Annotated in this window: 30 protein-coding genes; 16 read left to right on the top strand and 14 right to left on the bottom strand. The window is 60.0% G+C overall.

Features of this window, described 5'->3' with window-relative positions:
* The first annotated feature begins 37 nt into the window (after nucleotides 1–37).
* Nucleotides 38–331 (top strand): hypothetical protein, encoded by a 294-nt coding sequence (locus tag BKX96_RS22405; RefSeq protein ID WP_008055299.1) that lies wholly within the window; start codon nucleotides 38–40, stop codon nucleotides 329–331.
* Nucleotides 332–769: 438 nt separating this feature from the next.
* On the opposite strand, the gene BKX96_RS32915 is transcribed toward BKX96_RS22405, so the two are convergent.
* Complete coding sequence (locus tag BKX96_RS32915) at nucleotides 770–985, bottom strand: hypothetical protein (protein ID WP_179092167.1); 216 nt, start codon at nucleotides 983–985, stop codon at nucleotides 770–772.
* 217 nt (nucleotides 986–1,202) lie between these two features.
* On the opposite strand from BKX96_RS32915, the gene BKX96_RS22395 reads away from it, so the two are divergent.
* Nucleotides 1,203–2,174: a L,D-transpeptidase family protein gene (locus BKX96_RS22395; RefSeq protein ID WP_046817938.1), complete on the top strand. Its 972-nt coding sequence runs from the start codon at nucleotides 1,203–1,205 to the stop codon at nucleotides 2,172–2,174.
* Between the two features lie 123 nt (nucleotides 2,175–2,297).
* Here BKX96_RS22395 and oprI read toward each other — a convergent pair whose 3' ends face one another.
* Nucleotides 2,298–2,549 carry an outer membrane lipoprotei OprI gene (oprI, locus tag BKX96_RS22390; protein WP_003183784.1) on the bottom strand — a complete coding sequence of 84 codons (252 nt, stop codon included), beginning with the start codon at nucleotides 2,547–2,549 and terminating at the stop codon, nucleotides 2,298–2,300.
* Nucleotides 2,550–3,188: 639 nt separating this feature from the next.
* Between oprI and BKX96_RS22385 the strand changes: the two genes are divergently transcribed.
* Nucleotides 3,189–3,473, top strand: coding sequence for a GNAT family N-acetyltransferase (locus tag BKX96_RS22385; protein ID WP_046817939.1), 285 nt, complete (start codon nucleotides 3,189–3,191; stop codon nucleotides 3,471–3,473).
* 72 nt (nucleotides 3,474–3,545) lie between these two features.
* Here the strand turns inward: BKX96_RS22385 and BKX96_RS22380 are convergent, their stop codons facing one another.
* Entirely contained in the window at nucleotides 3,546–4,622 is a 1,077-nt protein-coding gene (locus BKX96_RS22380; RefSeq protein WP_046817940.1) for a 3-deoxy-7-phosphoheptulonate synthase, read from the bottom strand.
* A gap of 127 nt (nucleotides 4,623–4,749) precedes the next feature.
* Nucleotides 4,750–5,193, bottom strand: a complete 444-nt coding sequence (locus BKX96_RS22375) for a PilZ domain-containing protein (RefSeq protein ID WP_046817941.1) — start codon at nucleotides 5,191–5,193, stop codon at nucleotides 4,750–4,752.
* Between BKX96_RS22375 and BKX96_RS22370 the strand changes: the two genes are divergently transcribed.
* The 5 genes from BKX96_RS22370 (at nucleotide 5,192) to cysB (ending at nucleotide 9,151) form a co-directional block, all read left to right on the top strand.
* Nucleotides 5,192–5,578, top strand: coding sequence for a YbbN family protein (locus BKX96_RS22370; RefSeq protein WP_077185501.1), 387 nt, complete (start codon nucleotides 5,192–5,194; stop codon nucleotides 5,576–5,578). The genes BKX96_RS22375 and BKX96_RS22370 overlap by 2 nt on opposite strands.
* A complete protein-coding gene (locus tag BKX96_RS22365) occupies nucleotides 5,575–6,531 on the top strand; it encodes a putative 2-dehydropantoate 2-reductase (protein WP_077185500.1) in 957 nt (318 codons plus the stop codon). Before BKX96_RS22370 ends, BKX96_RS22365 begins: the two co-directional genes overlap by 4 nt.
* 25 nt (nucleotides 6,532–6,556) lie before the next feature.
* Nucleotides 6,557–7,462: a 5'-nucleotidase gene (locus tag BKX96_RS22360; RefSeq protein ID WP_046817944.1), complete on the top strand. Its 906-nt coding sequence runs from the start codon at nucleotides 6,557–6,559 to the stop codon at nucleotides 7,460–7,462.
* A gap of 94 nt (nucleotides 7,463–7,556) precedes the next feature.
* Nucleotides 7,557–8,060: a universal stress protein gene (locus BKX96_RS22355; RefSeq protein WP_046817945.1), complete on the top strand. Its 504-nt coding sequence runs from the start codon at nucleotides 7,557–7,559 to the stop codon at nucleotides 8,058–8,060.
* A 116-nt stretch (nucleotides 8,061–8,176) separates the two neighbouring features.
* The gene (gene cysB, locus BKX96_RS22350) at nucleotides 8,177–9,151 is read left to right on the top strand and encodes an HTH-type transcriptional regulator CysB (RefSeq protein WP_008049066.1); all 975 of its coding nucleotides are present in this window, start codon (nucleotides 8,177–8,179) and stop codon (nucleotides 9,149–9,151) included.
* A gap of 33 nt (nucleotides 9,152–9,184) precedes the next feature.
* Here the strand turns inward: cysB and BKX96_RS22345 are convergent, their stop codons facing one another.
* On the bottom strand, nucleotides 9,185–9,667 hold the full coding sequence (locus BKX96_RS22345; RefSeq protein ID WP_046817946.1) for a GreA/GreB family elongation factor: 483 nt from the start codon (nucleotides 9,665–9,667) through the stop codon (nucleotides 9,185–9,187).
* Between the two features lie 2 nt (nucleotides 9,668–9,669).
* Nucleotides 9,670–10,080, bottom strand: a complete 411-nt coding sequence (locus BKX96_RS22340; protein ID WP_046817947.1) for a hypothetical protein — start codon at nucleotides 10,078–10,080, stop codon at nucleotides 9,670–9,672.
* A 125-nt stretch (nucleotides 10,081–10,205) separates the two neighbouring features.
* Here BKX96_RS22340 and earP point away from each other — a divergent pair, with 125 nt between their 5' ends.
* Nucleotides 10,206–11,348, top strand: coding sequence for an elongation factor P maturation arginine rhamnosyltransferase EarP (gene earP / locus BKX96_RS22335; RefSeq protein ID WP_077185499.1), 1,143 nt, complete (start codon nucleotides 10,206–10,208; stop codon nucleotides 11,346–11,348).
* 48 nt (nucleotides 11,349–11,396) lie between these two features.
* Nucleotides 11,397–11,966: an elongation factor P gene (gene efp, locus BKX96_RS22330; RefSeq protein ID WP_008057003.1), complete on the top strand. Its 570-nt coding sequence runs from the start codon at nucleotides 11,397–11,399 to the stop codon at nucleotides 11,964–11,966.
* 178 nt (nucleotides 11,967–12,144) lie between these two features.
* Here the strand turns inward: efp and BKX96_RS22325 are convergent, their stop codons facing one another.
* The 3 genes from BKX96_RS22325 to BKX96_RS22315 all read right to left on the bottom strand — a co-directional run bounded on the left by BKX96_RS22325 (nucleotide 12,145) and on the right by BKX96_RS22315 (nucleotide 14,318).
* The gene (locus tag BKX96_RS22325) at nucleotides 12,145–12,564 is read right to left on the bottom strand and encodes an organic hydroperoxide resistance protein (RefSeq protein WP_046817949.1); all 420 of its coding nucleotides are present in this window, start codon (nucleotides 12,562–12,564) and stop codon (nucleotides 12,145–12,147) included.
* Nucleotides 12,565–12,830: 266 nt separating this feature from the next.
* Nucleotides 12,831–13,292, bottom strand: coding sequence for a MarR family winged helix-turn-helix transcriptional regulator (locus BKX96_RS22320; protein WP_046818009.1), 462 nt, complete (start codon nucleotides 13,290–13,292; stop codon nucleotides 12,831–12,833).
* Between the two features lie 69 nt (nucleotides 13,293–13,361).
* Complete coding sequence (locus BKX96_RS22315) at nucleotides 13,362–14,318, bottom strand: LysR family transcriptional regulator (RefSeq protein WP_077185498.1); 957 nt, start codon at nucleotides 14,316–14,318, stop codon at nucleotides 13,362–13,364.
* A 111-nt stretch (nucleotides 14,319–14,429) separates the two neighbouring features.
* On the opposite strand from BKX96_RS22315, the gene BKX96_RS22310 reads away from it, so the two are divergent.
* The gene (locus tag BKX96_RS22310) at nucleotides 14,430–15,179 is read left to right on the top strand and encodes a sulfite exporter TauE/SafE family protein (protein ID WP_077185497.1); all 750 of its coding nucleotides are present in this window, start codon (nucleotides 14,430–14,432) and stop codon (nucleotides 15,177–15,179) included.
* On the opposite strand, the gene BKX96_RS22305 is transcribed toward BKX96_RS22310, so the two are convergent.
* Complete coding sequence (locus BKX96_RS22305) at nucleotides 15,169–16,023, bottom strand: LysR substrate-binding domain-containing protein (RefSeq protein ID WP_077185496.1); 855 nt, start codon at nucleotides 16,021–16,023, stop codon at nucleotides 15,169–15,171. The genes BKX96_RS22310 and BKX96_RS22305 overlap by 11 nt on opposite strands.
* Before the next feature lie 95 nt (nucleotides 16,024–16,118).
* Between BKX96_RS22305 and BKX96_RS22300 the strand changes: the two genes are divergently transcribed.
* The 3 genes from BKX96_RS22300 to BKX96_RS22290 all read left to right on the top strand — a co-directional run bounded on the left by BKX96_RS22300 (nucleotide 16,119) and on the right by BKX96_RS22290 (nucleotide 18,039).
* Entirely contained in the window at nucleotides 16,119–16,340 is a 222-nt protein-coding gene (locus tag BKX96_RS22300; RefSeq protein ID WP_046817953.1) for a DUF1127 domain-containing protein, read from the top strand.
* A 162-nt stretch (nucleotides 16,341–16,502) separates the two neighbouring features.
* On the top strand, nucleotides 16,503–16,742 hold the full coding sequence (locus tag BKX96_RS22295) for a DUF1127 domain-containing protein (protein ID WP_077185495.1): 240 nt from the start codon (nucleotides 16,503–16,505) through the stop codon (nucleotides 16,740–16,742).
* A 67-nt stretch (nucleotides 16,743–16,809) separates the two neighbouring features.
* Complete coding sequence (locus BKX96_RS22290) at nucleotides 16,810–18,039, top strand: winged helix-turn-helix domain-containing protein (protein WP_077185494.1); 1,230 nt, start codon at nucleotides 16,810–16,812, stop codon at nucleotides 18,037–18,039.
* Between the two features lie 80 nt (nucleotides 18,040–18,119).
* Here the strand turns inward: BKX96_RS22290 and BKX96_RS22285 are convergent, their stop codons facing one another.
* Entirely contained in the window at nucleotides 18,120–19,466 is a 1,347-nt protein-coding gene (locus BKX96_RS22285; protein WP_046817956.1) for a class II 3-deoxy-7-phosphoheptulonate synthase, read from the bottom strand.
* 160 nt (nucleotides 19,467–19,626) lie between these two features.
* Here BKX96_RS22285 and BKX96_RS22280 point away from each other — a divergent pair, with 160 nt between their 5' ends.
* Nucleotides 19,627–20,382 (top strand): spermidine synthase, encoded by a 756-nt coding sequence (locus BKX96_RS22280; RefSeq protein ID WP_077185493.1) that lies wholly within the window; start codon nucleotides 19,627–19,629, stop codon nucleotides 20,380–20,382.
* Between the two features lie 137 nt (nucleotides 20,383–20,519).
* Here the strand turns inward: BKX96_RS22280 and BKX96_RS22275 are convergent, their stop codons facing one another.
* The gene (locus BKX96_RS22275; RefSeq protein WP_046817958.1) at nucleotides 20,520–21,311 is read right to left on the bottom strand and encodes a crotonase/enoyl-CoA hydratase family protein; all 792 of its coding nucleotides are present in this window, start codon (nucleotides 21,309–21,311) and stop codon (nucleotides 20,520–20,522) included.
* A gap of 420 nt (nucleotides 21,312–21,731) precedes the next feature.
* Between BKX96_RS22275 and BKX96_RS22270 the strand changes: the two genes are divergently transcribed.
* Nucleotides 21,732–23,405 carry a DEAD/DEAH box helicase gene (locus tag BKX96_RS22270; RefSeq protein WP_007973525.1) on the top strand — a complete coding sequence of 558 codons (1,674 nt, stop codon included), beginning with the start codon at nucleotides 21,732–21,734 and terminating at the stop codon, nucleotides 23,403–23,405.
* 78 nt (nucleotides 23,406–23,483) lie between these two features.
* Here the strand turns inward: BKX96_RS22270 and BKX96_RS22265 are convergent, their stop codons facing one another.
* A complete protein-coding gene (locus BKX96_RS22265; protein WP_077185492.1) occupies nucleotides 23,484–25,640 on the bottom strand; it encodes a mechanosensitive ion channel family protein in 2,157 nt (718 codons plus the stop codon).
* Between the two features lie 77 nt (nucleotides 25,641–25,717).
* Nucleotides 25,718–25,894 carry a hypothetical protein gene (locus BKX96_RS32910; protein WP_162837837.1) on the bottom strand — a complete coding sequence of 59 codons (177 nt, stop codon included), beginning with the start codon at nucleotides 25,892–25,894 and terminating at the stop codon, nucleotides 25,718–25,720.
* Nucleotides 25,895–25,928: the final 34 nt, after the last annotated feature.

The raw sequence follows: 25,928 nt of genomic DNA, 5'->3' as shown, positions 1-25,928 counted from the left end.
TTTCGGCTAAGGTGGCGCCCCCGATTTGGAGCCCCCGATGCCGCGTTCTGCCTGGTCACTTTATGCCTATCAACTGATCGAGCCTGACGAACAGCTGGATCTGTTCGCCTGCCAGGAAGTGCGGGTACACCTGGTGACCCGACAACTGGAGCTGGGTGGCTCGGCGGACCGGACCCTGTGCGGCAGCCTGCTGCCGGCCCAGCCACGCTGGTCGAACGTCGATCGGCGAGTATTCCAGGACCAGCGGCTGTGCTCGTTGTGCCGGGCCATTCTTGAATCGCAGAAGCGCGGCACGTCGCCGATCTGGCCGGAGCTGCGCTTCGAGCTTTGATCCCTTCCGCGGTAACGGTCGGCTTGGATGTCGGGTGAAAATCCTGTGGGAGCTGGCTTGCCAGCGATGGCGTCCTGATAACCGACCCATCTCCCACAGATGTACTCCGATCGAACTGTAGGAGCCGGCTTGCCGGCGAAGGCGGCCTTATAGCCGACCCATCTCCCACAGATGTACTCCGATCGAACTGTAGGAGCCGGCTTGCCGGCGAAGGCGGCCTTATAGCCGACCTAGTATTTGTTGATGGAGTACATATCCATTCCTGCGGTAACGGCCACTTATGGTTTCGCCCTTACGGCGAGTCCCTTTTGTCAAACACCACAAAAGGAACCAAAAAGGCTTGCCCCACCATTCGGTGCCTCGCTGAGGCTCGGCATGCCCTCACTCCGGCATTGCTCCGTGGGCCCGCCGCCATCGGCCATCCATGGCCGAGGGCGGCTATCCCGGCATCCATGCCGGGATGCCCACTGCGCAACGCCTGCGTTCGGCCTTTGGAAATGGGGCAGGTAGATCAAGATCAAAAGCCAGAGCCAAAGCAACGGCAAGATCAAAAGCCAGAGCCAAAGCAACGGCAAGATCAAAAGCCAGAGCCAAAGCAACGGCAAGATCAATAGCTTCGCTGGCAAGCCAGCTCCTACAAAGTGAATTGTGCACGAACTCTCGATCAGGTCGGCCCGTAGGCTGCCTCGCTTTGGCTTTTGATTTTCTTGCCCCCTGGCGGCGTTCCGCTCTTCAGAGTGATCCGCTGTAAGAGCGGCCGACAGGAAATGCCTTGCATCGCCTGCACGACCCGCGACCTCCCCGAAATAACGGCCAGCGGTGTACAATCGCGTTCTTATACCCTCTGTCGATCATGCAAAGGATTTTCCGGATGTTGCCGCGCTTTCCCGCCGTCACCCGCTGCCTGACACTTGCCGCTCTCTTCGTAGCGGGTCCCGTCGCAGCATTGGAGCTACCCCTGCCACCGCCTGGTGAAGACATCGTCGGTCAGGTACAGGTGATCAAGGCCAAGTACGAAGATACCTTCGCCGACTTGGGCACGACCTACGATCTGGGCTATTCGGAAATGGTGGCGGCCAACCCTGGCGTCGATCCATGGCTGCCTGGCGCCGGAACTGAAATCGTGTTGCCAACCCGCTTCATCCTGCCGCCTGGCCCGCGTGAAGGCATCGTTATCAACCTGGCCGAATACCGCCTCTACTACTTCCCGAAAGGCCGGAACGTGGTCTATACCTTCCCGCTGGGTATCGGTCGTGAAGGCTGGGGCTCGCCGATTGCCCACACCAGCATCATCGCCAAGACGCCGAACCCGACCTGGACGCCTCCAGCGTCGATCAAGGCCGAGCACGCCGCCGATGGTGATCCGCTGCCCAACGTGGTGCCGGCCGGCCCGGACAACCCTCTGGGGCCGTTCAAATTCACGCTGGGAACTCCGGGCTACCTGATCCACGGCTCGAACAAGAAGTTCGGCATTGGCATGCGCACCAGCCACGGCTGCTTCCGCATGTTCAACAATAACGTACTGGAAATGGCGGGCATGGTGCCGGTCGGCACGTCCGTGCGGATCATCAACGACTCCTACAAGTTCGGCGTGAGCGGTGGCAAGGTTTATCTGGAAGCGCACACGCCTCTGGATGACAAAGGCAACCCTTCGGTGGTCGACAAGCACACCGCCGTGATCAACGCGATGCTCAAGCGTGAAGACATTACCAACAACCTGCGCATGAACTGGGATGTGGTGCGTGATGTAGTCGCGGCCGAAGATGGCCTGCCGGTGGAAATCGGCGTGCCGAACACGACCGCACCGATGGTGTCGAGTGCACCGATCGACCCGCTGCAGTAATGCTTGAAGAAACCCGCCGATGCAGGCTGCATCGGCGGGTTTTTTATTGGCTGCAGGAAACAGCAGGCAATAAAAAAGCCGACCCAAAAAATGGGTCGGCTTGATAATAATCCCGAAGGACTATTACTTGCGGCTAGCTTTTTCCAGCATGCGCAGAGCACGCTCGTTAGCTTCGTCAGCAGTCTGTTGTGCTTTTTGAGCAGCAGCCAGAGCTTCATCAGCTTTACGGTAAGCTTCGTCTGCACGAGCCTGGGAGCGAGCTGCTGCGTCTTCAGTAGCGGTCAGACGTGCTTCGGTTTCTTTCGATGCGCTGCTGCAACCGGTAGCCAGAACTGCGGCCAGAGCCAGAGCAGAGAATTTCAGAACGTTGTTCATCGTGTTCCCCTTCAAGGACTTTCTATTAAGTGGCTGTCTCCTCCGATTGAGGAAATAGCCGGCGTACATACTACCCATTACTTGTCGTAAGTAAACTGACGTGAAGCAAGAAGCAAAAAAAATTGTAGGCGTTGATTCTTTTTCGAGCAACTTTTAACTGCGTTGTATAAAAAATATCCAGCTAGAAGGCCCGAGATGAGCGAGCCGCCAAAGAAAAGTTCCCCACGCCCAAGGCTCTTTTCGCTGTCTTGGCTAAAGTCCGTCTAGATGGATTTGTCTACACTTCTGTTCGGGATTTGCGCGGCCTTTCTCATATCTTTCTCCATGTTCAGGTGACTTTAACGGACGGCGTTCGTCTTATGTCTCAACATCCGGCAATGTTCAGGCTAGCGACCGCTGCAAGACCCTTGGTCGAGCTGTTCCTGCGTTATCCACAGCGGCACCCGCCAACCCAGCATGATGACGAGAGAACCTTGAGCATTTCTGCCAATGGCGCCTACTATTTGTACGTGCTCGGTTGCGCGAGATCGGTGTGGCTTTTCTCGGTGTCGATTCAGGCACGGGGTGGCGTAGTTGTTCCTTCGCCGGAAAAACATCGGTAAGGTAGGGGTCAGAAATCCAGACCCGCGAGGAGTAGTGATGAGCGAGGCGTTGTCCATCCACCATGACCAGGCTGGTCATCAATTCGAGACCAATGTGGACGGTCATCGTGCCTACCTGACCTATATGGATCTGGGGAAACAGACCCTGGATATCTATCGCACGTTTGTGCCCAACGCATTGCGCGGTCGCGGCATCGCCGCGGCCCTGACCGAACAGGCGCTGCAGTACGCCGAGGAAATGGGCTATACCGTCATTCCCTCGTGCTCCTATGTCGAGCGCTACATGGAGCGTCACCAGCGCCATGCCAAGCTGAGCCAGTGACCTGCAACGAAACGGATGCATAAAAAAACGCCGGGTTGAGCCCGGCGTTTTTTTGTCTGCGGCAAACGCCGATCAGGTGCGCTCGCGTTTCGGCAGCACGTCCTTGAGCTTGGCATGCATGCTGCGCAAGGTGGTCTCGGTCGCCGTCCAGTCGATGCAGGCATCGGTGATCGACACGCCGTATTGCAGGTCGGCGAGGTCTTTCGGGATGGCCTGGCAGCCCCAGTTCAGGTGGCTTTCGACCATCAGGCCGATAATCGACTGGTTGCCTTCGAGGATCTGGTTGGCGACGTTCTCCATCACCAGCGGTTGCAGGGCCGGGTCCTTGTTGGAGTTGGCGTGGCTGCAATCGACCATGATGTTTGGCTTGATCTTCGCCTTGTTCAGTGCCTGCTCGCACAGAGCGACGCTGACCGAATCGTAGTTCGGCTTGCCGTTACCGCCGCGCAATACGACGTGACCGTAGGCATTGCCCTTGGTGGTGACGATCGACACGCCACCTTCCTGGTTGATGCCCAGGAAGCGGTGTGGGCTGGAAACCGATTGCAGGGCGTTGATCGCTACGGTCAGGCCGCCATCGGTACCGTTCTTGAAGCCGACGGCCGAGGACAGGCCGGAGGCCATTTCCCGGTGAGTCTGGGATTCGGTGGTGCGCGCGCCGATGGCCGACCAGCTGATCAGGTCCTGCAGGTATTGCGGGGAGATCGGGTCGAGCGCCTCGGTAGCGGTTGGCAAGCCCATTTCAGCCAGGTCCAGCAACAGCTGGCGACCGATGTGCAAGCCATCCTGGATCTTGAACGAGTCGTCCAGGTACGGGTCGTTGATCAAGCCTTTCCAGCCAACGGTGGTGCGTGGCTTCTCGAAATACACGCGCATGACCAGATACAGGGTATCGGACACTTCCGCCGCGAGAACCTTCAGGCGCTCGGCGTACTCGTGGGCCGCCTTGATGTCGTGGATCGAGCAAGGCCCGATGACCACGAACAGGCGATGGTCGTTGCCATCCAGAATGTTGCGAATGACTTCGCGGCCCTTGGTGACGGTGCGCAGGGCGGCATCACTCAGGGGAATATCACGCTTGAGCTGGTCGGGAGTGATCAGCGTCTCGTTGGAGGCGACGTTTAGGTCGTTGATCGGTAAATCAGCCATCGTTTACTCGTCAGGTCACGGGTGCCGGCCGCCAGCGAACCCGCGCGGCGGAGCACAGCAAATTAAGCGCGTCGGGGAGCGGAACCTTAGCGCGTTACACCGTGGCTCGACAATGGGCTGGCCCGGTTTAATCCAGCACTGCCTGTGCAAAAGCCTTGCGAACCGTGTCGTGGGAGAACTCGTCGGCATGTTGCTGGACCCACTCAAGCGCCAGGGCCTGAATACCCTGCAGGTCGTTGTGGGCATCATGCTGGCGACAGTATCGCTCGATCTGGCACACCTGCTCGCCCATGCGGGCACTGAAAAGCGTCTGTTCGTCGACGAAGGCAATGCCGACCAGGTAGCCTCGCTTTCGTCGCAGGCACCACGCCACGTAACCTAGGAAGCACAAGTCCGGGTTGAGGCTCGGCATGCGCACTTTCAGCGCCGTACCGTGGCGCCAGGCGCGGTGATAATTGCAAGCCATGCCCCCGAGGCTGATAGTGTGCAGCTGTTGGCGCGAAATGCACTCTGGTTTGAGCAACGTCAACTCGACAGGTATATCGTCAGGATGAGGAAGAAAACGTCCCATGAGCACGGACTCCATGTGTCGGCCATCTGACATTGTTTCCCCCAGTATAGTGGTCGAATTGGAACTGACCGATTTTGACGCCGACCAACGGCTGCTGGGGATGAGCGGTGTTTCGCTGGTTGTTTTCACCAGTGTCGGCTGCGCCAGTTGCCGTTTTGCCCGCGAGCAGTTGCCTGCGCTCGATCTGGATGTCGATCGATTGTGCTGGATCGATGCCGGCAACAATGGCGGGGTGGTCGAGCGCTATCAGGTCTTTCACTTGCCGGCGCTGTTTGTCGTACGCGACGGCGAATTCTTCGGGGCACTGAGATCGCGCCTGACTCGCGCCGAACTCAACACGGCCTTGGGGCTGGCGCTAAATAGAACAGCAGAGGAGTTGCCATGACGGATGCAGTTGCCAAGCCGAGAATCGGCATTATCGGAACCGGCGCGATCGGCGGGTTCTACGGGATGATGCTGGCGCAGGCCGGTTTCGATGTGCATTTTCTGTTGCGCAGCGAGTTTAGCGCGGTGGCCGAGCGTGGTTTGCAGCTCCACAGCGCGGTCCATGGTGCGCTGACGCTGAATCCGGTGCAGGCCTATTCGGCAGCCGAAGACATGCCGCCCTGCGACTGGTTGCTGGTCGGCGCCAAAACCACCAGTAACCGCGATCTCGCGCCCGCTATCGTGCAAGCGGCCGCACCGAATGCCAGGGTCTTGCTATTGCAAAATGGCCTGGACGTCGAAGACAGTCTGCGTGAGGTTCTTCCCGACGCCCTGCATGTGCTGGGCGGGCTCTGCTATATCTGCGTCCATCGCCAGGGCCCCGGGGTCATTACCCACCAGGCGCTGGGGGCGGTGCATGTCGGCTATCACAGCGGGCCGACGTCCGATCAGCCTGCGCGTGCGGCCATAGTCGAGGAGGGGGTCGGGCTGTTCCGTGAGGCCGGGATCGACGCCCAGGCGATGGCGAACCTTCACCAGGCGCGCTGGCAGAAACTGGTCTGGAATATCCCGTACAACGGCCTGTCGGTTTTGCTCGGAGCCAGTACTACACCGCTGATGGCTGATGCCGACAGCCACGAGTTGATCAGGTCACTGATGGCTGAAGTGATCGAGGGCGCGAACGCTTGCGGTCACGACGTCCCAGCCAGCTATGCCGAGCAGCTCTTGCAGGTGACGCAGCGGATGCCCGACTACTGGCCCAGCATGTACCACGACTTTCTGCACAAGCGGCCGCTGGAGCTGGAGGCCATCTACGCCCGGCCACTGGCTGCGGCGAAGGCTGGCGGTTGTGAAATGCCACGCATCGAGGCGATGTATCGCAGTTTGAGTTTCATCGATCGACGTAATACCTGAGTCGATCAATCGGAGGGGGAAGCGGATGCCGAAGTCCATAGACGACAAGCTGGTGCTGGCGATTTCTTCGCGGGCGTTGTTCGACCTGAGCGAAAGCCACAAGGTCTACCTGTCGAGTGGCGTCGAGGCTTACCGGCAATATCAGATCGAACACGAAGACGAAATCCTCGAGCCCGGTGACGCTTTCCCGCTGGTGCAGAAACTCCTCAACCTCAACGCCCACCTTGGCCGCGCCCGGGTCGAGGTCATCCTGGTGTCGCGTAACAGCGCCGACACCGGCCTGCGCGTGTTCAACTCGATCCACCACTATGGCCTGGCGATTTCCCGTGCGGCGTTTGTCGGTGGGCGCAGTCCGTATCCCTACCTCAAGGCCTTTGGCTGCGATCTGTTTCTTTCGACCCACGCCGAAGACGTTCGCAGTGCGCTGGATGCCGGGTTCGCCGCGGCGACCATTCTGTCCGGTGGCGCCAGCCGTGCGGCCAGCGATGAACTGCGCATTGCCTTTGACGGCGATGCCGTGCTGTTTTCCGACGAGTCCGAGCGCGTTTATCAGGCAGGAGGCCTGGAAGCGTTTCAGGCCAGCGAGCGCGAAGCGGCACGCGAGCCCTTGCGTGGTGGGCCGTTCAAGGGCTTCCTCGCCGCCCTCAATCTGCTGCAGCGCGAGTTCCCGGATGACGCTTGTCCGATTCGCACGGCACTGGTCACGGCGCGCTCGGCGCCGGCCCATGAGCGAGTGATTCGCACGTTGCGCGAGTGGGATATTCGCCTGGATGAGTCGCTGTTCCTCGGAGGCCTTACCAAGTCTGCCTTCCTTGAAGCCTTTGCCGCGGACGTGTTTTTCGACGATCAGGCCGGCCATTGCGAGCTGGCCCGTGAAGTGGTCGCCACCGGCCATGTGCCACATGGCATAAGCAACGAGCAAAAGGTTTAAGCCCGCGGTTCAACGTGTTACGCCGGACGTCGTACTCGCCAAGGCACTGCTAAGCTGAATCAATCTCCGCCATATTGGCACGCGAGGAGGTCCTATGATTCATTCGATGCTGTACGCCACTGACCTCGGGTTGTACGCGCCTGTGGTGATGCAGCATGCCTTGGAATTGGCGCGAACATTCAATGCCGACCTGTATGTTGTGCACGCCGTCGAACCCATGGGGCTGTTCGCCGAATCGGTGCTGCAAAGTTATCTCGATGAGCAGGCGTTGAACGAATTTCATAGCCAGGGTCTTAACACAGTGATTGCCAGCATCGAGCAGCGGGTGCTCGACAATTTTCGCGAAGAGCTGGGGGACGAGGGGGAGCAGGACCTCAAGCGGATCAAGGCGGTACGGGTGCTGCAGGGAGATCCGTCGCAGGTGATTCTCGACCAGGCGCAGAAACTCTCGGTGGATTTGCTGATCGTAGGCAGCCACAGCCATGGTGCGGGTGCTGAAACACCGTTGGGCCGGACCGCAGCGCGGGTGTTGCAACTGGCCAAGGTACCGGTCTACCTGGTGCCGCTGGTGCAACGTCGTCGTCAAGGGGATCGCTAGAGCGCGAGCGAATAATGGCATTTTGATAAAAAGTTCTAGATTTATTCTTCAAACCATTAATATAGTTATATACCGTCGCTGATGCCCGTGGCGTCTACCAGCTTTGAGGGATTCATATGAAGCTTCAACAATTGCGCTACATCTGGGAAGTGGCGCACCACGACCTCAACGTTTCCGCTACAGCCCAAAGTCTCTACACCTCTCAGCCGGGCATCAGTAAACAGATCCGCTTGCTGGAAGACGAATTGGGCGTCGAAGTGTTCGCCCGCAGCGGCAAGCACCTGACCCGCGTCACGCCAGCCGGTGAGCGCATCATCACCACCGCTGGCGAGATCCTGCGCAAGGTCGAAAGCATCAAGCAGATCGCCCAGGAGTTCTCCAACGAGAAGAAAGGCACCCTGTCGATCGCCACCACCCACACCCAGGCGCGCTACGCCTTGCCGCCGGTGATCAGCAATTTCATCAAGCAGTACCCGGATGTTGCCCTGCACATGCACCAGGGATCGCCGATGCAGATCGCCGAGATGGCCGCCGATGGCACCGTGGATTTCGCCATTGCCACCGAAGCCCTCGAACTGTTCGGCGACCTGGTGATGATGCCTTGCTATCGCTGGAACCGTTGCGTGGTCGTGCCTCAGGGGCACCCGCTGACCAAGCTCTCGAAGCTGACCCTCGAAGCCCTGGCTGAATACCCTATCGTGACCTACGTCTTCGGTTTCACCGGCCGTTCCAAGCTCGACGAAGCCTTCAGCCATCGCGGCCTGACGCCCAAGGTGGTGTTCACCGCCGCTGACGCCGATGTGATCAAGACCTACGTGCGCCTGGGCCTGGGTGTTGGCATCGTGGCGAAGATGGCGGTCGATACCAAGCTCGACAGCGACCTGGTGGTGCTCGATGCCAGCGAATTGTTCGAGTCCAGCGTGACCAAGATCGGTTTCCGTCGTGGCACCTTCCTGCGCGGCTTCATGTGCGACTTCATCGAGAAGTTCGCCCCGCACCTGACCCGCGAAGTCATGGCCAAGGCCATCCAGTGCCACAACAAGCAGGAGCTGGAAGAGCTGTTCGACGGCGTCGAACTGCCCGTTCACTGATAACGCGTCCTGCCTCGCAGGCAGGACAGCCGGTCAAACCACCTCGGTGACAGCAAACTGTTGCCGAGCGCCCGCCACCAGAATCTCCACCTCGTCGCCTTCGAACTTGCCCAGCAGGCTCTTGCCCAGCGGTGAGCGGGGGGTGATAACGGTAATCAGTTGCCCCACCAGGTCAACCTTCAGGCCCGCCGCATCCGGCGCCAGGAATAGCCACTGCTCGCGGCCCTTTTCGTCTTCCAGGCCGAGCAGTGCCCCTACCTCGATGCCCCGTCGCTCGTCGTACGGGCGCAATGCCAGGTTCTGGCAAAGCGCCAGTGACTGGCGAATCTCTTCGACCCGCCTGGCCTGCCCGGCGGCCAGGTAGGAGGCCTCCAGACCCAGTGTGTCGTACTTGTTTTCGGCGATGTTTTCTTCGTGGGTCGCGGTTTCGTAAGCGGTTTGCGCGGCACGCTCGGCAATGTCGAGATCGATCCGCAGCTTGTCGAGAATCAGTTGGTGTACCGTGTTTTTATTCATGATCAATCGCAGAATTGCAGGACATTGGCGCGGCTTTTTTCGCTCGGTGCCGTCTGGTCCTGTTGCAACCAGAACTGGCATTTGGGGTTCGACAGGTTGCGATTGCTGCTGCGTGCCTGATCGAGTCGTTGGGCCTGCTCGTTCTTGCGCAGGTTTTCTTCATACTGCTCGAACAACGGGCTCTGTGGTGGAATGTCCGGCACCGGTCGAGCCGCCGCCGGTGGTTTGGCCAGTTGCTCCAGCGCTGTCGCGACCGGTGCCAGCTGTTCGTTGAAGAACAGCCGGGACACCAGCCAGGCGGTCAACACAATGGCCATGAACCCCAGCCACATGCCAAGGGCGATACTGCCGGTCAGTTGCAGGGCATTGAGTTGAATCGAAACGGATCGGCGCGGGGTAGGGCGATAGGGCATGGTTGCCTCCTGGCGAAGGGGTCGCGGGCGAGTGACGATTGTCGCACGAAGAATTATCGTCGTCGGCTCTTCTGCGCGGGTTGATTTATGCGGACAATCGGTGCCTTTGCCAACGGGAGCCTGGAATGCCTGATTTGAAAACCCGCTGGGATATTTTTTGCACCGTGGTCGACAACTTTGGCGACATCGGCGTGACCTGGCGATTGTCGCGGCAACTGGTGGCCGAGCATGGGGTAGCGGTGCGTTTGTGGGTCGACGATCTGCGTGCCTTCGAGCGCCTGTGCCCAGAGATCGACACTCAAGCTGGCCGGCAATGGCAGCAGGGTGTCGAGGTATGTCACTGGTCTGCTGAGTGGCAACCGGTAGAGGCGGCGGATGTGGTGATCGCCGCGTTCGCCTGTCAGTTGCCAGGCGCCTATATGGACGCCATGGCCCTGCGGGATAAGACACCGCTGTGGATGAACCTCGACTACCTGAGCGCCGAGGACTGGGTGATCGGCTGCCACGGCTTGCCGTCGGTAAAATACAAACACGTACAGAAGCACTTTTTCTTCCCGGGGTTCCACAAAGGTACCGGTGGCCTGCTGCGTGAAAGCGGATTGCTCGAACGGCGTCGGCAGTTCCAGCAGAGTCCCGAGGCGCAGCGCACCTTCCTGGCAGGCCTGGGAGTCGACCGCGCACCCGGTGCACTGCTGATTTCACTGTTTGCCTATGAAAATGCCGGGCTGGCCAGTTGGCTGGACACCTTGGCCAGCGATTCGACACCCACTCATTTGCTGGTGCCGCAAGGACGGATCCTGGGAGACGTCGAACGTTGGCTGAATGTACAGGGCCTGCAGGCCGGGGCGCTGCATGTGCGCGATGCCTTGACCGTGCAGGTATTGCCGTTCGTCCGACAGGACCAGTACGACCCGTTGCTGTGGTGCTGTGATTTCAACGCCGTACGCGGCGAAGATTCCTTTGTGCGAGCGCAGTGGGCAGGTCGACCTTTGCTGTGGCACATCTACCAGCAGGAGGAGGACGTTCACCTGGACAAGCTCGAGGCCTTCCTTGCGCTTTACGTCAAGGACCTTCCAGCTGCGGCTGGCGAAGCGATCAGCGGTCTCTGGCGGGCCTGGAATGCCGGTGAGACAATGACCGACCACTGGCAATTGACTCGCAAACACTGGCCACAGCTGCAAAAACATGCCGAGTCGTGGTGTCTGGAACAGGCCTCGCATACCGATCTTGCCGCAGCGCTGGTACAGTTTTATGTAAATTGGATATGATACGCGGCCTAGATTTTTGTAAATCCCATCCAAATTCGGATATTCGCAATGAAAACTGGTAAAGAACTCAAACCCGGTACCGTGATCCGTATCGACAACGATCCTTGGCTGGTTCAGAAAGCTGAATTCACCAAGTCGGGCCGTAACAGCGCGATCATGAAGACCAAGCTGAAAAACCTGCTGACCGGTTACAAGACCGAAACCGTCTACAGCGCCGACGACAAGCTGGACGACGTGATCCTGGACCGCAAAGAAGCGACCCTGTCCTTCATCAGCGGTGACAGCTACACGTTCATGGACACCACCGACTACACCATGTACGAACTGAACGCCGAAGACATCGAAAGCGTTCTGCCGTTCATCGAAGAAGGCATGACCGACGTTTGCGAAGCCGTGTTCTTCGAAGGCCGTCTGGTTTCCGTAGAGCTGCCGACCACCATCGTGCGTCAGGTTGACTACACCGAAGGGTCCGCTCGTGGTGACACTTCCGGCAAGGTGATGAAGCCTGCCAAACTGAAGAACGGTACCGAACTGTCGGTTGCTGACTTCATCGAAATCGGCGACATGATCGAGATCGATACCCGCGAAGGCGGTTCCTACAAAGGCCGTGCTAAATAAGCACTGCTTGAGGAATGAAAAAGCCCGACCATCGAGTCGGGCTTTTTTGTGCCTGCAAGATCAAAAGATCGCAGCCTGCGGCAGCTCCCACAGGGGATTCTGTACATCCGCAAATTATCGAACGAACACAATTTCCAGTACCAGGCTCAGCACGTTGAGGCGTTGTAGCGTACCGGGGTTAGACGGTGACGTGCAGCCGTACATCAACGTTGCCACGGGTGGCGTTGGAGTACGGGCAGACCTGATGGGCCGCCTCGACCAGGGTTTGCGCGTCGGCAAGCTCAAGGCCTGGCAGGCTGATGTGCAGGTCGATATCCAGGCCAAAGCCGCCAGGGATCTGGCCGATGCCGACGTGGGCGGTGATCGACGCGTCGTCGGGGATCTTGCGCTTGGTCTGGCTGGCGACGAATTTCAATGCGCCGATAAAGCAGGCGGAGTAGCCGGCGGCGAACAGTTGCTCCGGGTTGGTCGCCGCTCCGCCAGCACCGCCGAGCTCTTTAGGGGTGGCGAGCTTGACGTCGAGAATGTTGTCGCTGGAGATCGCACGACCGTCACGGCCACCGGTGGAAGTTGCGATTGCGGTGTAGAGAGTCTGCATGGTGAAAGCCTCGTTCGGGTTGTGTGTTTTTGCGCTAAATGTTTGCGCGCTAAGTAAGTGCGAGATGAATGTATCGCGCTAATGTTTAGTGCGCAAGATAAATTTCTGAAAAAAAGCGGATCATTTGAATTTTCAATCCAAGCGCAGAACAACTGTGGGAGCGAGCCTGCTCGCGATGGCGGTGCGTCAGTCAACATGTCTGTTGAATGTGACACTGCCATCGCGAGCAGGCTCGCTCCCGCAGGGGGCTTTCGGGGGTTTGAAAATCAGAGGTTTTCTTGTAGATGACGCCTCAGTTCTTGCAGCTCCGCCTGAAGCTTTTGCAGTCGCTCCAGGGTCATCCCGCTGGCGCCGAGGATGCATTGAGGGATGTTCCGGGCCTTGTCACGCAAGGCTCGGCCCTGTTCCGTGAGTTCGACGATCACCACGCGCTCGTCCTCACGGCTGCGGGTGCGGCTGAGCACACCTTCGGCCTCCAGGCGCTTGAGCAGCGGCGTTAGCGAGCCAGGGTCGGTCAACAGGCGAGCGCTGATTTCACCTACGGTCAAGCCGTCCTGTTCCCACAGCACCATCATCGCCAGGTATTGCGGGTAGGTCAGGCCCAACGCCTGCAGCAGGGGTTTGTAGACCTTGGTCATCATCAGCGAAGTGGAGTGCAGGGCGAAGCAGGCCTGATTGTCCAGCAGCAGGGCGTCGCAGTTATCCGGTGTGTCGCGCTTGGTGGTCATTTGGAAGCCTTGATCAGTGATCTTCATGAATCTAGCGGGCAAATCTTTAACGCGCCAGATAATTCTTGACTAGTGCCGGCCCAGTTTGGTTTGCAGTACCAGGTCCCATGGCGGAATGGGGCTGAACCGGGTTTTCAGGTATTCCAGCAGCAGGCGACTGCGGGAGTTCGGCTGCTGCTGCAGGCGCAACGCGTAGATCCCGGAGCTTTCCGGTTTCGGCAGGCCGTTCTCGCAGAACAAAGGCAGCAGTTCGCCACGTAACAGGTATTCACTGACGAGCCAGGTCGGCAGGTGGGCGATGCCCAGGCCGGCCAGTGCGCTGCAGATCAGCGCTTCGGCATTGTTGGCGCTCATGCGTACGCGCGTTGGCCGATGCAATTGCATCTGGCCATCCCGTTCGAAGCGCCACGCGAAAGGTGGGGCCAGGCCCGCCCAGTCGAGACCGTCATGCTCGACCAGTTGCGCCGGATCATTCGGCACGCCGCGGCGCTGCAAGTAGTCGGGGCTGGCGCAGGCAATGCGCACCATGCTCGCCAGCGGCGTGGCCACCAACCGGGTATCGGCCAACTGCCCGGCACGCAATACCAGATCGACCTTGCCCAGGTTCAGGCCCTGCATATCGACGAAGCTGTCGATCAGTTGCAGTTGCACGTCGAGGCCGGGATAGAGCAGCAGAAAATCGGCAATCACCGGTGCCAGGTGGCGCCGTCCGAAGGCGGCCGGAGCATCAATGCGAATCAGGCCTTCCGGCGCACTGCTCAGGGACACCGCTTCTGCCCGGGCCAGGCGCAATTCGGCGACAATTCTCCGTGCGCGTTCGGCGAATGCCAGCCCTGCCGGCGTAGCGCGCACCGCATGAGTGCTGCGAATGAACAACTGGCTGCCAACGGCGCTCTCCAGGCTGTCGATGCGCCGCGCCACCGCCGAAGGCGTCAGTGGATGACGGCGGGACGCTGCGGAGAAGCTGCCGGTTTCCAATACGTCGAGAAACAGGCCCAGTTGCTCGGTCAGTAGATTGGGATTCATGGAAGGCTCGATGCTTGTGCGAGTTTGGCATAGCCATTGTGCGTGGCTGTGCGTTTCCACGCTAGAGCCAGTTGCGTAGGATGAATCGCCTGGTTATGGGAGAGATACGCTGTGCTCGAGTTTCTGATGTACCTGGTTTTCGGTGCGGCCCTGGGGACCCTTGGCGGCCTGTTCGGCATCGGCGGGGGATTGATCGCCATTCCGTTGCTGGGCGTACTGTGCGGTCTCGATCAACAGATTGCCCAAGGCACCGCTTTGGTGATGGTGGTGCCGAACGTGATGCTGGCGCTGTGGCGCTACCATCAGCGCAACAGGATCGAATTACGCCACGCGCTGCCGCTTGCCGTGATGGGATTCTGCTTCGCCTGGCTTGGATCGATCTGGGCGGTGGGGGTCGATGCGCAGACCATGCGTATCGGATTTGTCGTGTTTTTGATCGCGCTGTGTGCCTACAACCTGGCGCGGATGTTCATGGCCAGTACATCGCCGTCTGCGCAGATGAACTATTCATGGCCATGGCTGGGCGTGCTCGGTGCCGCCTCCGGCACCATGGGCGGTTTGTTTGGCGTGGGTGGGGCCGTGGTGGCGACACCGGTATTGACCAGCGTATTCGGCACCACCCAGGTCGTTGCCCAGGGCTTGTCACTGGCATTGGCACTGCCGAGCACTGGCGTTACGCTGATCACCTATGGGTTGCATCACCAGGTGAACTGGATGATCGGCGTGCCACTGGCAATCGGCGGATTGATGAGCATCAGTTGGGGCGTGAAGATCGCCCACAGCCTGCCGGAACGTTTGCTGCGCGCCTTGTTTTGCGGCTTTCTGCTTTTCTGTGCAGTCATGCTTGCCTTCAAAGCATGAAGCCTTCGACGATATGTTCGGCCAGGCACTCGGTGATCGGTGACGGATTATGCAGGTTGCGCACCAGCATGATGCTGGCCTCTGGCAGTACCGGCAGATCCTCGGCTTCACCGAGGATGCGCATGTCCGCGGTGATCAGGCTTTCCAGTTGCGCAGTGACCGCCAGGCCAGCACTGACCACCGCCATGATTGCCGACAGGCTGTCGCTGTTGTACGCCACTCGATAATCGCGCCCTTGGGCATCAAGGGCATTGCAGGCCCAGATCCGACAGAAACAATCGCTGTTGAACATCGCCAGGGGCAACGGCGTCTGCTCGTGGGCGCTGTAGCACTGCGCCTCGGCCCAGACAAAACGTTCCTTGCGCAACAACTGGCCGATTTCACTGCCCGGCTCACGGGTAACAATGGACAGGTCCAGGTCCTGGCGCATCAGCAGTTGTTTTGACGATTCGCAATGCACTTCGATCTGGATAAGCGGGTAGGACTGTGCAAACTGGCGCAGGATCCCCGGCAGGAAACGCATCACGTAGTCATCCGGTGTGCCGATGCGCACCGTGCCGACCATGTGCGGCTCTCGCAAGGTGTTGAACACCTCGCTGTGCAGCTTGAGGATTCGCCGTGCATAACCCAGCAGAACCTGGCCTTCGGCCGTGAGCCGTACCTGGCGTCCATCACGCTGGAACAACTGGCGCTGCAGCACGTCTTCTTCCAGGCGCTTCATCTGCATGCTGACAGCTGACTGGGTGCGATGGACCAACTCACCGGCGCGGGTAAAGCCACCCTGGTCGGCAATGGCGACGAAAGTGCGCAGCACTTCGGTATCGATACTCGGGTAGGCCGACATGCATCAATCTCCGAGATGGTTACCATCAGAAACATTCGTTGGATTGATCTTAGTCCCGGGCAGAGACTTGAGCCATCCAAACGGAGGGCAACAAGATGAAAGGTCAACATGAGTTTCATGGCGCTGAAAAACATTCGATCCACTTGATATCTGATCTGTTGCACAAGGTCAGCCGCTGGTACGAGTTGCACCGTGAGCGCGAAATGCTGGCGAGCATGAGTGACGAAGCACTGAAGGACATCGGCTTGAGTCGTGCCGACGTCGCCCACGAAGCGGAACTGCACTTCTGGCAAGACCCGATGGGCAATGGAAAGTAGCTTGATGTCCTATGGAAATGTCCTGTCACTACCCCGTCATCCCAGCAGAAGCCCGGGCTGATGGGGTAGGCGTGTGCCCGAAACAGCTGGTCATGGAGCTTTGCTGGAACCCGTTTGCGCACTGACAGAAGATCCTCTCCCCCAACATTGAGGAGTGGTGTCATGGAACGACGAGGCATTGAAGGAAGGGGCGCGAGGCATGGCGTGCGCGATGCACTGCACAGGTTTCGACAGCCGGTTTTGGCGGCGGTCATGCAACTGCAGCGCTGGCGCCAACTGAGCAGGGATCGCACCGAGCTGGCGCGACTGAGCGATGACTGCTTGCGCGATATTGGCTTGAGTCGAGCCGATGTCCGACGGGAGTCAACCCGCTCCTTCTGGGATGATCCGCTCAAGCGATGAGGCATAGGCATTGGCGTTTTTCCTGCCTGACGCTAAGGTGGGGAGACCCTTGCCGATGAGCCGCCAGATGCCTGCATCCCTGTCTTTTTCCTTGAAGCAAGCCAGGCGTCTGGCGCTGACCGCCCAGGGTTTTACCGGGCGCCCTTCGCCAGCGCCAGTCAGGCCTGCCGGGATCAATCGATTGATCGAGCGCCTGGGCATTTTGCAGATCGACTCGGTCAATGCATTGGTGCGTTCACACTACCTGCCGCTTTTTTCAAGGCTTGGCCATTATTCGGCCGACTTGCTTGATCAGGCTGCCTGGAGCCAGGGGCGACACCGTACCCTGTTCGAATACTGGGGTCATGAAGCATCCTTGCTGCCCCTGTCGCTTTACCCGTTGATGCGCTGGCGGATGCGGCGGGCAAGCCGCGGCGAAGACATCTATCAGCAACTGGCGCATTTCGGTCGAGAGCAGCAAGACACGGTTCGCCGGGTGCTGGCCTGCGTTCAAGAGCGGGGTGCGTTGGGTGCCGGCAGCCTGTCGACTCGCCAGGAACGGGCAGGGCCCTGGTGGGACTGGAGCGCGGAAAAGCATGCACTGGAATGGCTGTTCGCCGCCGGTGAAGTGACAGTGGCCGCCAGGCGTGGCTTCGAACGGCTCTATGACCTGCCGGAGCGGGTCATCCCTTCGCAGGTTCTGACGCAGCCGCTGCTCAATGAAGCCGAGGCCCAGCGTGGTTTGCTGCTGCATGCCGCGTCAGCCTTGGGCGTGGGTACCGAGAAGGATTTACGCGACTACTTCCGTCTGAATCCTGGCGACAGTCGTCCGCGGCTGGCTGAGTTGGTCGAGGCGGGCGAGTTGCTCATCTGCGAAGTCCAGGGCTGGAAGCAACCGGCCTATTGCCTGCCCGAGCCCAGGGTGCCGCGCAAGGCTGAGGCCAGCGCGCTGCTTTCACCTTTTGATTCGCTGGTCTGGGAGCGCAGCCGTACCGAGCGCCTGTTCGATTTTCGCTACCGGCTGGAGATCTACACGCCGCCGGACAAGCGTGTTTATGGCTACTACGTGCTGCCGTTCCTGCACAACGAACGGATTGCCGCGCGTGTCGACCTGCGCGCCGAACGGGCTACCGGGCGGTTGGCCGTGCATGCGGTGCATGAGGAAGAGACGGGGCTGGATGACGAGGGGATGCTGGCGTTGGCTATTAATCTGCGACGTATGGCGGATTGGCTAGGACTGGCGCAGGTTCAGTTGAATTGTCCACGGGCGAGTGCGGACAGGTTGCGTGTGGCATTGGCTCAGGTCGGTGGTGCCTGAAAGGCCGCCTTCGTCGGATCGCCGCCCGGGGCAAGCGATCCGACGAAGGCGGCCTTTCAGGCAGCAAAAAGGTTACTGGCTCACCGCCTGACTTGCTTGAGGGTCTCGGCAATCAGGAACGCCAGCTCCAACGACTGGTCGGCATTCATGCGCGGGTCGCAATGGGTGTGATAGCGATCCGACAATCCGTCTTCGGTAATCGGCCGCGCACCGCCTATGCACTCGGTGACGTTCTGCCCGGTCATCTCGATATGGATGCCGCCGGCGTAACTGCCTTCGGCTTCGTGGACCTGGAAGAACTGCTTCACTTCGCCAAGGATCTGCGCGAAGTCGCGCGTCTTGTAGCCACTGCTGGCCTTGATGGTGTTGCCGTGCATCGGATCGGAGCTCCACAGCACTTGCCTGCCTTCTCGCTGCACGGCGCGGATCAGCTGTGGCAAATGATCACCGACCTTGTTCGCGCCCATCCGTGCGATCAGGTTCAGGCGACCCGGATCGTTTTCGGGGTTGAGTACGTCGATCAGGCGGATCAGGTCCTCGGGGTTCATGCTCGGGCCGACCTTGACCCCGATCGGATTGTTCACCCCGCGCAGGAATTCGACATGTGCGCCATCGAGTTGCCGGGTGCGGTCGCCGATCCACAGCATGTGCGCCGAACAGTCGTAATAGTCGTTGGTCAGGCTGTCACGACGAACGAAGGCTTCCTCATAATTGAGCAGCAGCGCTTCGTGGGCGGTGAAAAAACTGGTTTCGCGCAGTTGCGGCGAGCTGTCCATGCCACAGGCGCGCATGAATGCCAGGGTTTCATCGATGCGGTCGGCCAGATGGCTGTACTTTTCCGCCAGGGCCGAGTTGGCGATGAAATCGAGGTTCCACTTGTGCACCTGGTGCAGGTCGGCAAACCCGCCCTGGGCGAATGCGCGCAGCAGGTTGAGCGTCGCGGTGGACTGGTGGTACGACTGCAGGAGGCGTTCCGGATCCGGTACGCGGCTTTTCTCATCGAAACCGATACCGTTGACGATATCGCCGCGGTAGGCCGGCAGTGTCACGCCATCGATGGTCTCGTCGTTGGCCGAGCGAGGTTTGGCGAATTGTCCGGCCATGCGTCCGACCTTCACCACCGGGCAACCGGCCGCGAACGTCATGACAATGGCCATTTGCAGTAGCACCTTGAAGGTGTCGCGGATTTTCGCGGCGGAAAACTCGGCGAAACTTTCGGCGCAATCGCCACCCTGCAGCAAAAACGCGCGCCCCTGGGTCACTTCGGCAAACTGACGGCGCAATTCCCGGGCTTCCCCGGCAAACACCAGCGGCGGGTAGCTGGCCAGGGTTTGCTCGACGTGCTGCAGATGAGCGGCGTCGGGGTATTGGGGTTGTTGCTGGATCGGCAGGGCGCGCCAGCTGTCAGGGCTCCAGGGTTGGCTCATCATGATCTCTAGTGTTTTACGCTCGGGCGTCCATGTTATCAGCAATTAGTGCGTGACCTGTTCCCGTCGCTTCGCGGACAATCGCGCTTTTGCCGCTTCATGCTGCGGTTTATCGCGTTGCGGATTGCCCAAGAAGGCCCGGCAACGATCAGGAGACGAAATGACTGAGGAGCGCGTCGAGCATCTGCTCGCCGAGGTGCAGGACGAGTTTGGCGTGATTCGCGTGCTGGAAGTGGCCGATTACCGTTTTCTCGAATTCGGCGATGCCATCGAGCAAAGTTGCGTGTTCACGGCCGATCCGAGCTGGCTCGAGTATGACTATACCCGGGCGATGCTGATTGGCGCGCTGTGCCATGAACAACCGGAAAGCGCGCTGTTCCTGGGGCTTGGTGCCGGTACGCTGACCCAGGCCTGCCTCAAGTTCCTGCCGCTGGAAGATGTCGAAGCCATCGAGCTGCGCCCGGATGTGCCGCGCCTGGCGATCGAATACCTGGGGCTGGACGATGATCCGCGCCTGTATATCCGCGTGGGCGATGCCCTGGAGCTGCTCGACACCGCTGAACCTGCCGACCTGATTTTCGTCGACCTGTATACCGACGTCGGTCCGGGTGTCGGGCACCTGGCCTGGTCGTTCCTGGAAAACTGCCAGAAACGCCTGAATCCGGGGGGCTGGCTGGTGATCAACCAATGGGCCACCGACGATGGCAAGCCGCTGGGCGCGGCTTTGCTGCGCGGGCTTTATCATCGGCATTACTGGGAGCTGCCGGTGAAGGAAGGCAACGTGATCCTGATCGTGCCGTCGGAACTGGATCAGGTACTGGACATGGAGGGCCTGACCGCCCGGGCCGAAGCATTGGCGCCACGGTTGGGGTATTCGTTGCAGTCGTTGATCAACTGCATTCGTCCGGCGACGTAACTGCGCTGACTGTCCCGGCCTCTTCGCGGGCAAGCCCGCTCCCACAGGTATTGAGTTTGCACACAAGATTTGTGGGCAACTCCGGTCACTGTGGCAGCGGGCTTGCCCGCGAAGAGTCCATCAAGGACAACACAAAATTAAAGCCCCTTGAAAACCCCGGGCCGCCGCTCAACCAGCGATCTCACCCCTTCCTGCGCATCCTCGCTGGCCAACAACTTCTTCACCAGCGCCGGCAACCCCTGCGCAGCGGCGGTTTCGCCCTCGTAGCGGGCCTGCCGGGCAGATAGCAGCGTTGCCTGCACTCCCAGCGGCGCCTGTCGAGCTATCCGTTCGGCCAGTTCAATCGCCCGCGGCATCAGATCCTCGCTGGCCATGACTTCCTGGACCAGCCCCAGGTGCAGGGCGTCATGGGCATCGAACTCGTCGCCGGTGAGCATCCAGCGCATCGCGTTACCCCAGCCGGCCACTTGATGCAGGCGCAATGTGGCGCCACCGAAGGGGAAGATGCCGCGCTGCACTTCCATTTGCGCGAAGCGGGTGTTGCTGGCGCACAGGTTGATATCGGCGGCCAACATCAACTCGATACCGATGGTGAGGCAGTAACCCTGGGCGGCGACGATCACCGGCTTGCTGACCCGGGGCCCGGCAAACACTCCCCACGGGTCGCAGCCGCCGGGCGGGGCTTGCCAGCCTTCGCTCAGTGCCGCGCTGGCATTGACCAGGTCCAGGCCGGCGGTGAAATGTTCGCCATGACCGAAGACCACGGCCACCCGTGCTTCGCTGTCGGCCTCGAACTCACCGTAGGCCAGGCTCAATTCATTGAGCAGGTGCAGATCAAAGGCGTTGCGCTTGGCGACCCGGTCCAGTCCGATCATCAGGACATGACCGTGCTTTTCACGGCTCACGCGGCTGGTATTGAGCTCTTTCATGCAACATTTCCTCGAGCGGGAGAGGGCGCGCAGACCCAAGGTCCGTGGCGGATGGGTGAACCGTTTTAGCGCTAACGCCCGCGGGACGGGGCCTTTGAAAAGTAGTCGCTCGTGCGATTCTCTGCAAAGCCTGTGACAGAACGCCGTACGCGGCAGTTTTGCGATAAAAAAAGCTCCCTTTTTCAGCAAATTCCGGTATAGTGCGCGCCGGCCTTTAGCCGGGCCGCGTTTAGGTGGCGCAATTCCCCGAAGTCATATTCGGTTGCACGTTCGCCCAGCGAACTCTTCCTAAACGATTCTTTCATTCATTCGTTTTCGCAAATCCCCGCCGACAAAGCTGCCAGGGCGACTCTTGAGTCTCAACACGGCATGCGCAGCTTTGGAGCATGGGTCTTTGCGGATGCACTTAGAGGCAGACCCATGACCCAGGAAATCGGCGGCTTCGCCGCTCTTGAACTTCACCCTAATATTGTCGCTGCAGTAGTCGCTACCGGCTATGAAGAGCCTTCGGCCATTCAGCAGCAGTCGATCCCGATCATTCTCGCCGGTCACGATATGATTGGCCAGGCGCAAACCGGTACCGGTAAAACCGCTGCCTTTGCCCTGCCTATCCTGCACCGCATTGATCCGTCCAAGCGCGAGCCGCAAGCTCTGATCCTGGCCCCAACTCGTGAGTTGGCGCTACAAGTTGCAACCGCTTTCGAAACCTACGCCAAGCAAATGCCGGGCGTAACTGTTGTGGCTGTCTACGGCGGCGCGCCGATGGGCCCACAATTGAAAGCAATCCGTAATGGCGCACAGATCGTTGTCGCCACTCCGGGCCGTCTGTGCGACCACCTGCGTCGCGACGAAAAAGTATTGGCGACCGTGAACCACCTGGTTCTCGACGAAGCCGACGAAATGCTCAAGCTGGGCTTCATGGACGACCTGGAAGTCATCTTCAAGGCCATGCCGGAAACCCGTCAGACCGTATTGTTCTCGGCCACCTTGCCGCAGTCGATCCGTGCCATCGCTGAGCGCCACCTGCGCGATCCGAAGCACGTGAAGATCCAGAGCAAGACCCAGACCGTTACCGCGATCGAGCAGGCCCACCTGCTGGTTCACGCTGACCAGAAGACTTCTGCCGTTCTCAGCTTGCTGGAAGTGGAAGACTTCGACGCCCTGATCATGTTCGTGCGTACCAAGCAAGCGACCCTGGACCTGGCCAGTGCCCTGGAAGCCAAAGGCTACAAAGCCGCTGCGCTGAACGGTGACATCGCCCAGAACCAGCGTGAGCGCGTGATCGACTCCCTCAAGGATGGCCGTCTGGACATCGTTGTGGCGACCGACGTTGCTGCTCGTGGCCTGGACGTTCCGCGCATCACTCACGTGTTCAACGTTGACATGCCGTACGATCCGGAGTCCTACGTTCACCGTATCGGCCGTACCGGCCGTGCCGGTCGCGAAGGTCGTGCGCTGTTGCTGGTGACTCCGCGTGAGCGCCGCATGCTGCAAGTGATCGAGCGTGTAACCGGTCAAAAGGTTGCTGAAGTTCGCCTGCCGGACGCTCAAGCCGTTCTGGATGCGCGCATCAAGAAACTGACCAACAGTCTGTCGCCGCTGGTGGCTGAAGCCGAATCGACCCACGGTGATCTGCTCGATCGCCTGACCGCCGACATCGGTTGCAGCCCGCGTGCCCTGGCCGCAGCCCTGCTGCGCAAGGCTACCAACGGTCAAGCGCTGAACCTGGCCGCTATCGAGAAAGAACGTCCACTGGTGCCGAACAACGCACCGCGTGGCGATCGTCCAGAGCGTTCCGGTGATCGTCCAGAGCGTGGTGATCGCGAGCGTCGCGCACCAATGCCGCTGGGCGAAGGCCGTGCTCGTTGCCGTACCGCGCTGGGTGCGCGTGATGGTATCGCTGCCAAGAACCTGCTGGGCGCTATCCTCAATGAGGGTGGCCTGGCGCGTGAAGCCATCGGTCGCATCCAGGTGCGTGACAGCTTCAGCCTCGTCGAGCTGCCGGAAGATGGTCTGGAGAAGCTGCTGACCAAGCTGAAGGACACTCGCGTTGCCGGTAAGCAGTTGAAGCTGCGTCGCTACCGCGAAGATTGATCCGCCCCCGGGCTGATTGATCGAACATAAAAAATCCCCGACTGGTTCGGGGATTTTTTTTGTTCTGCGTTTAGGGGTTTAGCCCTTTTCTTCGCCGCCGCCCGCCGTCACCACCTGGATGCTCATGCGCGGTGTTGCCAGGTCCAGCCCGGCTTCGTCCAGATGTCGTTTGAGCGACAGGTTGAATGCCCGTGAAACTTCCCACTGCTTGATCGGGGCTGTCTTGAACCGGGCCCGAAGGATCGCATTGCCGGACTCGAAGCTTTCCACGCCCTGAAACTCCAGCGGCGACCAGATATTGCGCCGTTGAAGCGGGTCAGTGCGCATTTTCTGGCCGACGTCGCGCATCAGCTTGATCGCGTTGTCGATGTCCATGTTGGCAGGCACCGCGACACGGAAGATCGCGTAGCCGAACTCCCGGGAATAGTTCTTGATGCTCTTGATTTCGCTGAACGGAATGGTGTGGACGATGCCGTCGATGTCCCGCAGGCGCACGGTACGAATGGTCAGGCCCTCGACGGTGCCCAGATGCCCGCCGACGTCCACGTAGTCGTCGATGGCCAGGGAGTCTTCGATGATGATGAACAGCCCGGTGATCAGGTCGGCCACCAGCGATTGTGCGCCAAAACCGATGGCCAGGCCGATCACACCGGCACCCGCCAGCAGTGGCGTGACGTTCATGCCCATGTTCGCCAGGGCGACAATCAGCGCGACGATGAAAATCGCCACGAACAGCACGTTGCGGATCAGCGGCATCATGGTCTGCGCGCGGGCGTTGGCCAGGCCTTTGCGCGAGCGGGTGAGGGCATGGTGCACGGCGGTGTCGCTGAGAATCCAGATCAGCCAGGCAAAGATCAGCGTGCCGACCAGGCTGAACAGCTTGACGCTGACCTCATGGCCTTCGCCTTCCGTGAAGCCGATCAGCGACATGCCCCAGACCCGCAGGCCCAGTTCAATGAAGGCCAGCCATACCAACAGATGGGCCAGGGTATAGAAGAAGTTTTTCAGGCGTTCCGAATACAGTGCGTGACGCTTTGCCCCGCGTTGCGGCTTTAGGGCATGACGGCGCACCAGGCCATTGATGACCATGCACAACACCAGCAGCACGGTGCAGATCAGCGACTGGCGCAGCGCGGTGCTGGTGTCGCCGGCCGAGACGAAGGTGGCGAACAGGGAGATCCCCACCAGCACCAACGCCGGTACGTACCAGAAAGTGCCGAGAATATCGATGGTGTCACTGAGGGCGCGGCGGGTCAGGCGCCGGGACAGTGGCTGGTTGCGGATCAAGTGGGCAATCGGGCGACGGAAACGCAGGATGAACAACCCTGTGGACAGTGCTGCCAGCACGTTGGCCACCGTCGCCGCGGTATGCGCCAGGTGCACGCCAAGGCTTTCAATCAGGCGTGGGTCGCTCAGGGCTTCACCGAAAGCGGCGAAACTGCCAATCAACCACAGCGGGCGGAAGGCCTGGTGCCGCAGGATGTACAAGGCCCGGTGGCGGTGCGGGCCGTCGAGCAGGGAAAAGGCAATCACGCAAATCGCCGAGAAGCAGGTGCCGACCACCAGCGCATACGCCAGCACCATGGCCAGGCTTTTGCCGAGTGACGACGGCAGGGCGTAGCTCATGTAGACCGTGATGACCAGGGCAATCAGCCACGGGCCCAGCTTGCGCAGGGCGAAACGCAGCATGTCCAGGGCCCTGGGGTGTTGCGGCAGTTCTTCGGTCAGGCCGAAGCGCATGCGCACCCGGTGACTGACCCATATCAGCGCCGCCGCCAGCAGGCTCCAGACCATCAGGATCATCGCAAAGGCGAAGATGATCGGCAGCCACTCGTTGGCCGGCAGCACCAGCGCCGTCAATTCATCCTTGGCCAGGTCGAACTCGTTGGACCAGCGAGTGATCGGGCTGTCGGCGCCGGAAAACTGCTTTTCGAAACTGGCCAGTGTTCCGCCAATCAGGCCCAGAACACCTTCCTCGGCGACCGGTTGGGCTTTTTTTGTGGCGTCGCGCAGCTTCTTCAGATCCGCCAGCAGCTTGCTGCGCTGCTGATCGTTCTCCAGCGACTTGATCACTTCATCAAGGGATTGCCCGAGGGGTTCCTGCGCTTCGGGTTGGGGTTTTGCCTGGCTGCCAAGCAGGCTCGGCAGCCCGACGGCCTGGGCGGGCGCTGACGGCATCAGCGTCATCAGGCAGATAAGAAAAAGACACGGCAGGGCAAATAGACGAGCGAACACTAGGCGGTCAACCTCGAAATGGGCAGATCGACCGAGTGTACGAGCCCGTCAAAACCAATGCGAGCCGAGGCGGGGATTTATTCGTTGAGTTTGGCGAGGATCTTGTAGATCACCGTGGCCAGGATCAGCAACATGCCGAGCCACATGGCAAGCACGCCAGCGTTCTTGTCGCGAAAGTTGAAACCGACTGCCAGCATGATCATTCCGATAAGAATAGGGATCAGCATGGCGTGGAACGAGGACATCGTGATCATGGCGACTGCCTTGTCGAAAGGGATAATTTAAGTC

The sequence above is a fragment of the Pseudomonas putida genome, from assembly GCF_001976065.1.
Taxonomy (GTDB): domain Bacteria; phylum Pseudomonadota; class Gammaproteobacteria; order Pseudomonadales; family Pseudomonadaceae; genus Aquipseudomonas; species Aquipseudomonas serbica.
The sequence above is the reverse complement of the archived record's forward strand: the minus strand, read 5'-3'. Positions and strand labels throughout refer to the sequence as shown.

Excerpts from the sequence above, each read along its gene's own strand:
- BKX96_RS22405 (WP_008055299.1), top strand. The coding sequence starts at position 38 with ATGCCGCGTTCTGCCTGGTCACTTTATGCCTATCAACTGATCGAGCCT.
- BKX96_RS22395 (WP_046817938.1), top strand. The coding sequence starts at position 1,203 with ATGTTGCCGCGCTTTCCCGCCGTCACCCGCTGCCTGACACTTGCCGCT.
- oprI (WP_003183784.1), bottom strand. The coding sequence starts at position 2,549 with ATGAACAACGTTCTGAAATTCTCTGCTCTGGCTCTGGCCGCAGTTCTG.
- BKX96_RS22385 (WP_046817939.1), top strand. The coding sequence starts at position 3,189 with ATGAGCGAGGCGTTGTCCATCCACCATGACCAGGCTGGTCATCAATTC.
- BKX96_RS22380 (WP_046817940.1), bottom strand. The coding sequence starts at position 4,622 with ATGGCTGATTTACCGATCAACGACCTAAACGTCGCCTCCAACGAGACG.
- BKX96_RS22370 (WP_077185501.1), top strand. The coding sequence starts at position 5,192 with ATGAGCACGGACTCCATGTGTCGGCCATCTGACATTGTTTCCCCCAGT.
- BKX96_RS22375 (WP_046817941.1), bottom strand. The coding sequence starts at position 5,193 with ATGGGACGTTTTCTTCCTCATCCTGACGATATACCTGTCGAGTTGACG.
- BKX96_RS22365 (WP_077185500.1), top strand. The coding sequence starts at position 5,575 with ATGACGGATGCAGTTGCCAAGCCGAGAATCGGCATTATCGGAACCGGC.
- BKX96_RS22360 (WP_046817944.1), top strand. The coding sequence starts at position 6,557 with ATGCCGAAGTCCATAGACGACAAGCTGGTGCTGGCGATTTCTTCGCGG.
- BKX96_RS22355 (WP_046817945.1), top strand. The coding sequence starts at position 7,557 with ATGATTCATTCGATGCTGTACGCCACTGACCTCGGGTTGTACGCGCCT.
- cysB (WP_008049066.1), top strand. The coding sequence starts at position 8,177 with ATGAAGCTTCAACAATTGCGCTACATCTGGGAAGTGGCGCACCACGAC.
- BKX96_RS22345 (WP_046817946.1), bottom strand. The coding sequence starts at position 9,667 with ATGAATAAAAACACGGTACACCAACTGATTCTCGACAAGCTGCGGATC.
- BKX96_RS22340 (WP_046817947.1), bottom strand. The coding sequence starts at position 10,080 with ATGCCCTATCGCCCTACCCCGCGCCGATCCGTTTCGATTCAACTCAAT.
- earP (WP_077185499.1), top strand. The coding sequence starts at position 10,206 with ATGCCTGATTTGAAAACCCGCTGGGATATTTTTTGCACCGTGGTCGAC.
- efp (WP_008057003.1), top strand. The coding sequence starts at position 11,397 with ATGAAAACTGGTAAAGAACTCAAACCCGGTACCGTGATCCGTATCGAC.
- BKX96_RS22325 (WP_046817949.1), bottom strand. The coding sequence starts at position 12,564 with ATGCAGACTCTCTACACCGCAATCGCAACTTCCACCGGTGGCCGTGAC.
- BKX96_RS22320 (WP_046818009.1), bottom strand. The coding sequence starts at position 13,292 with ATGACCACCAAGCGCGACACACCGGATAACTGCGACGCCCTGCTGCTG.
- BKX96_RS22315 (WP_077185498.1), bottom strand. The coding sequence starts at position 14,318 with ATGAATCCCAATCTACTGACCGAGCAACTGGGCCTGTTTCTCGACGTA.
- BKX96_RS22305 (WP_077185496.1), bottom strand. The coding sequence starts at position 16,023 with ATGTCGGCCTACCCGAGTATCGATACCGAAGTGCTGCGCACTTTCGTC.
- BKX96_RS22300 (WP_046817953.1), top strand. The coding sequence starts at position 16,119 with ATGAAAGGTCAACATGAGTTTCATGGCGCTGAAAAACATTCGATCCAC.
- BKX96_RS22295 (WP_077185495.1), top strand. The coding sequence starts at position 16,503 with ATGGAACGACGAGGCATTGAAGGAAGGGGCGCGAGGCATGGCGTGCGC.
- BKX96_RS22290 (WP_077185494.1), top strand. The coding sequence starts at position 16,810 with ATGCCTGCATCCCTGTCTTTTTCCTTGAAGCAAGCCAGGCGTCTGGCG.
- BKX96_RS22285 (WP_046817956.1), bottom strand. The coding sequence starts at position 19,466 with ATGAGCCAACCCTGGAGCCCTGACAGCTGGCGCGCCCTGCCGATCCAG.
- BKX96_RS22280 (WP_077185493.1), top strand. The coding sequence starts at position 19,627 with ATGACTGAGGAGCGCGTCGAGCATCTGCTCGCCGAGGTGCAGGACGAG.
- BKX96_RS22275 (WP_046817958.1), bottom strand. The coding sequence starts at position 21,311 with ATGAAAGAGCTCAATACCAGCCGCGTGAGCCGTGAAAAGCACGGTCAT.
- BKX96_RS22270 (WP_007973525.1), top strand. The coding sequence starts at position 21,732 with ATGACCCAGGAAATCGGCGGCTTCGCCGCTCTTGAACTTCACCCTAAT.
- BKX96_RS32910 (WP_162837837.1), bottom strand. The coding sequence starts at position 25,894 with ATGATCACGATGTCCTCGTTCCACGCCATGCTGATCCCTATTCTTATC.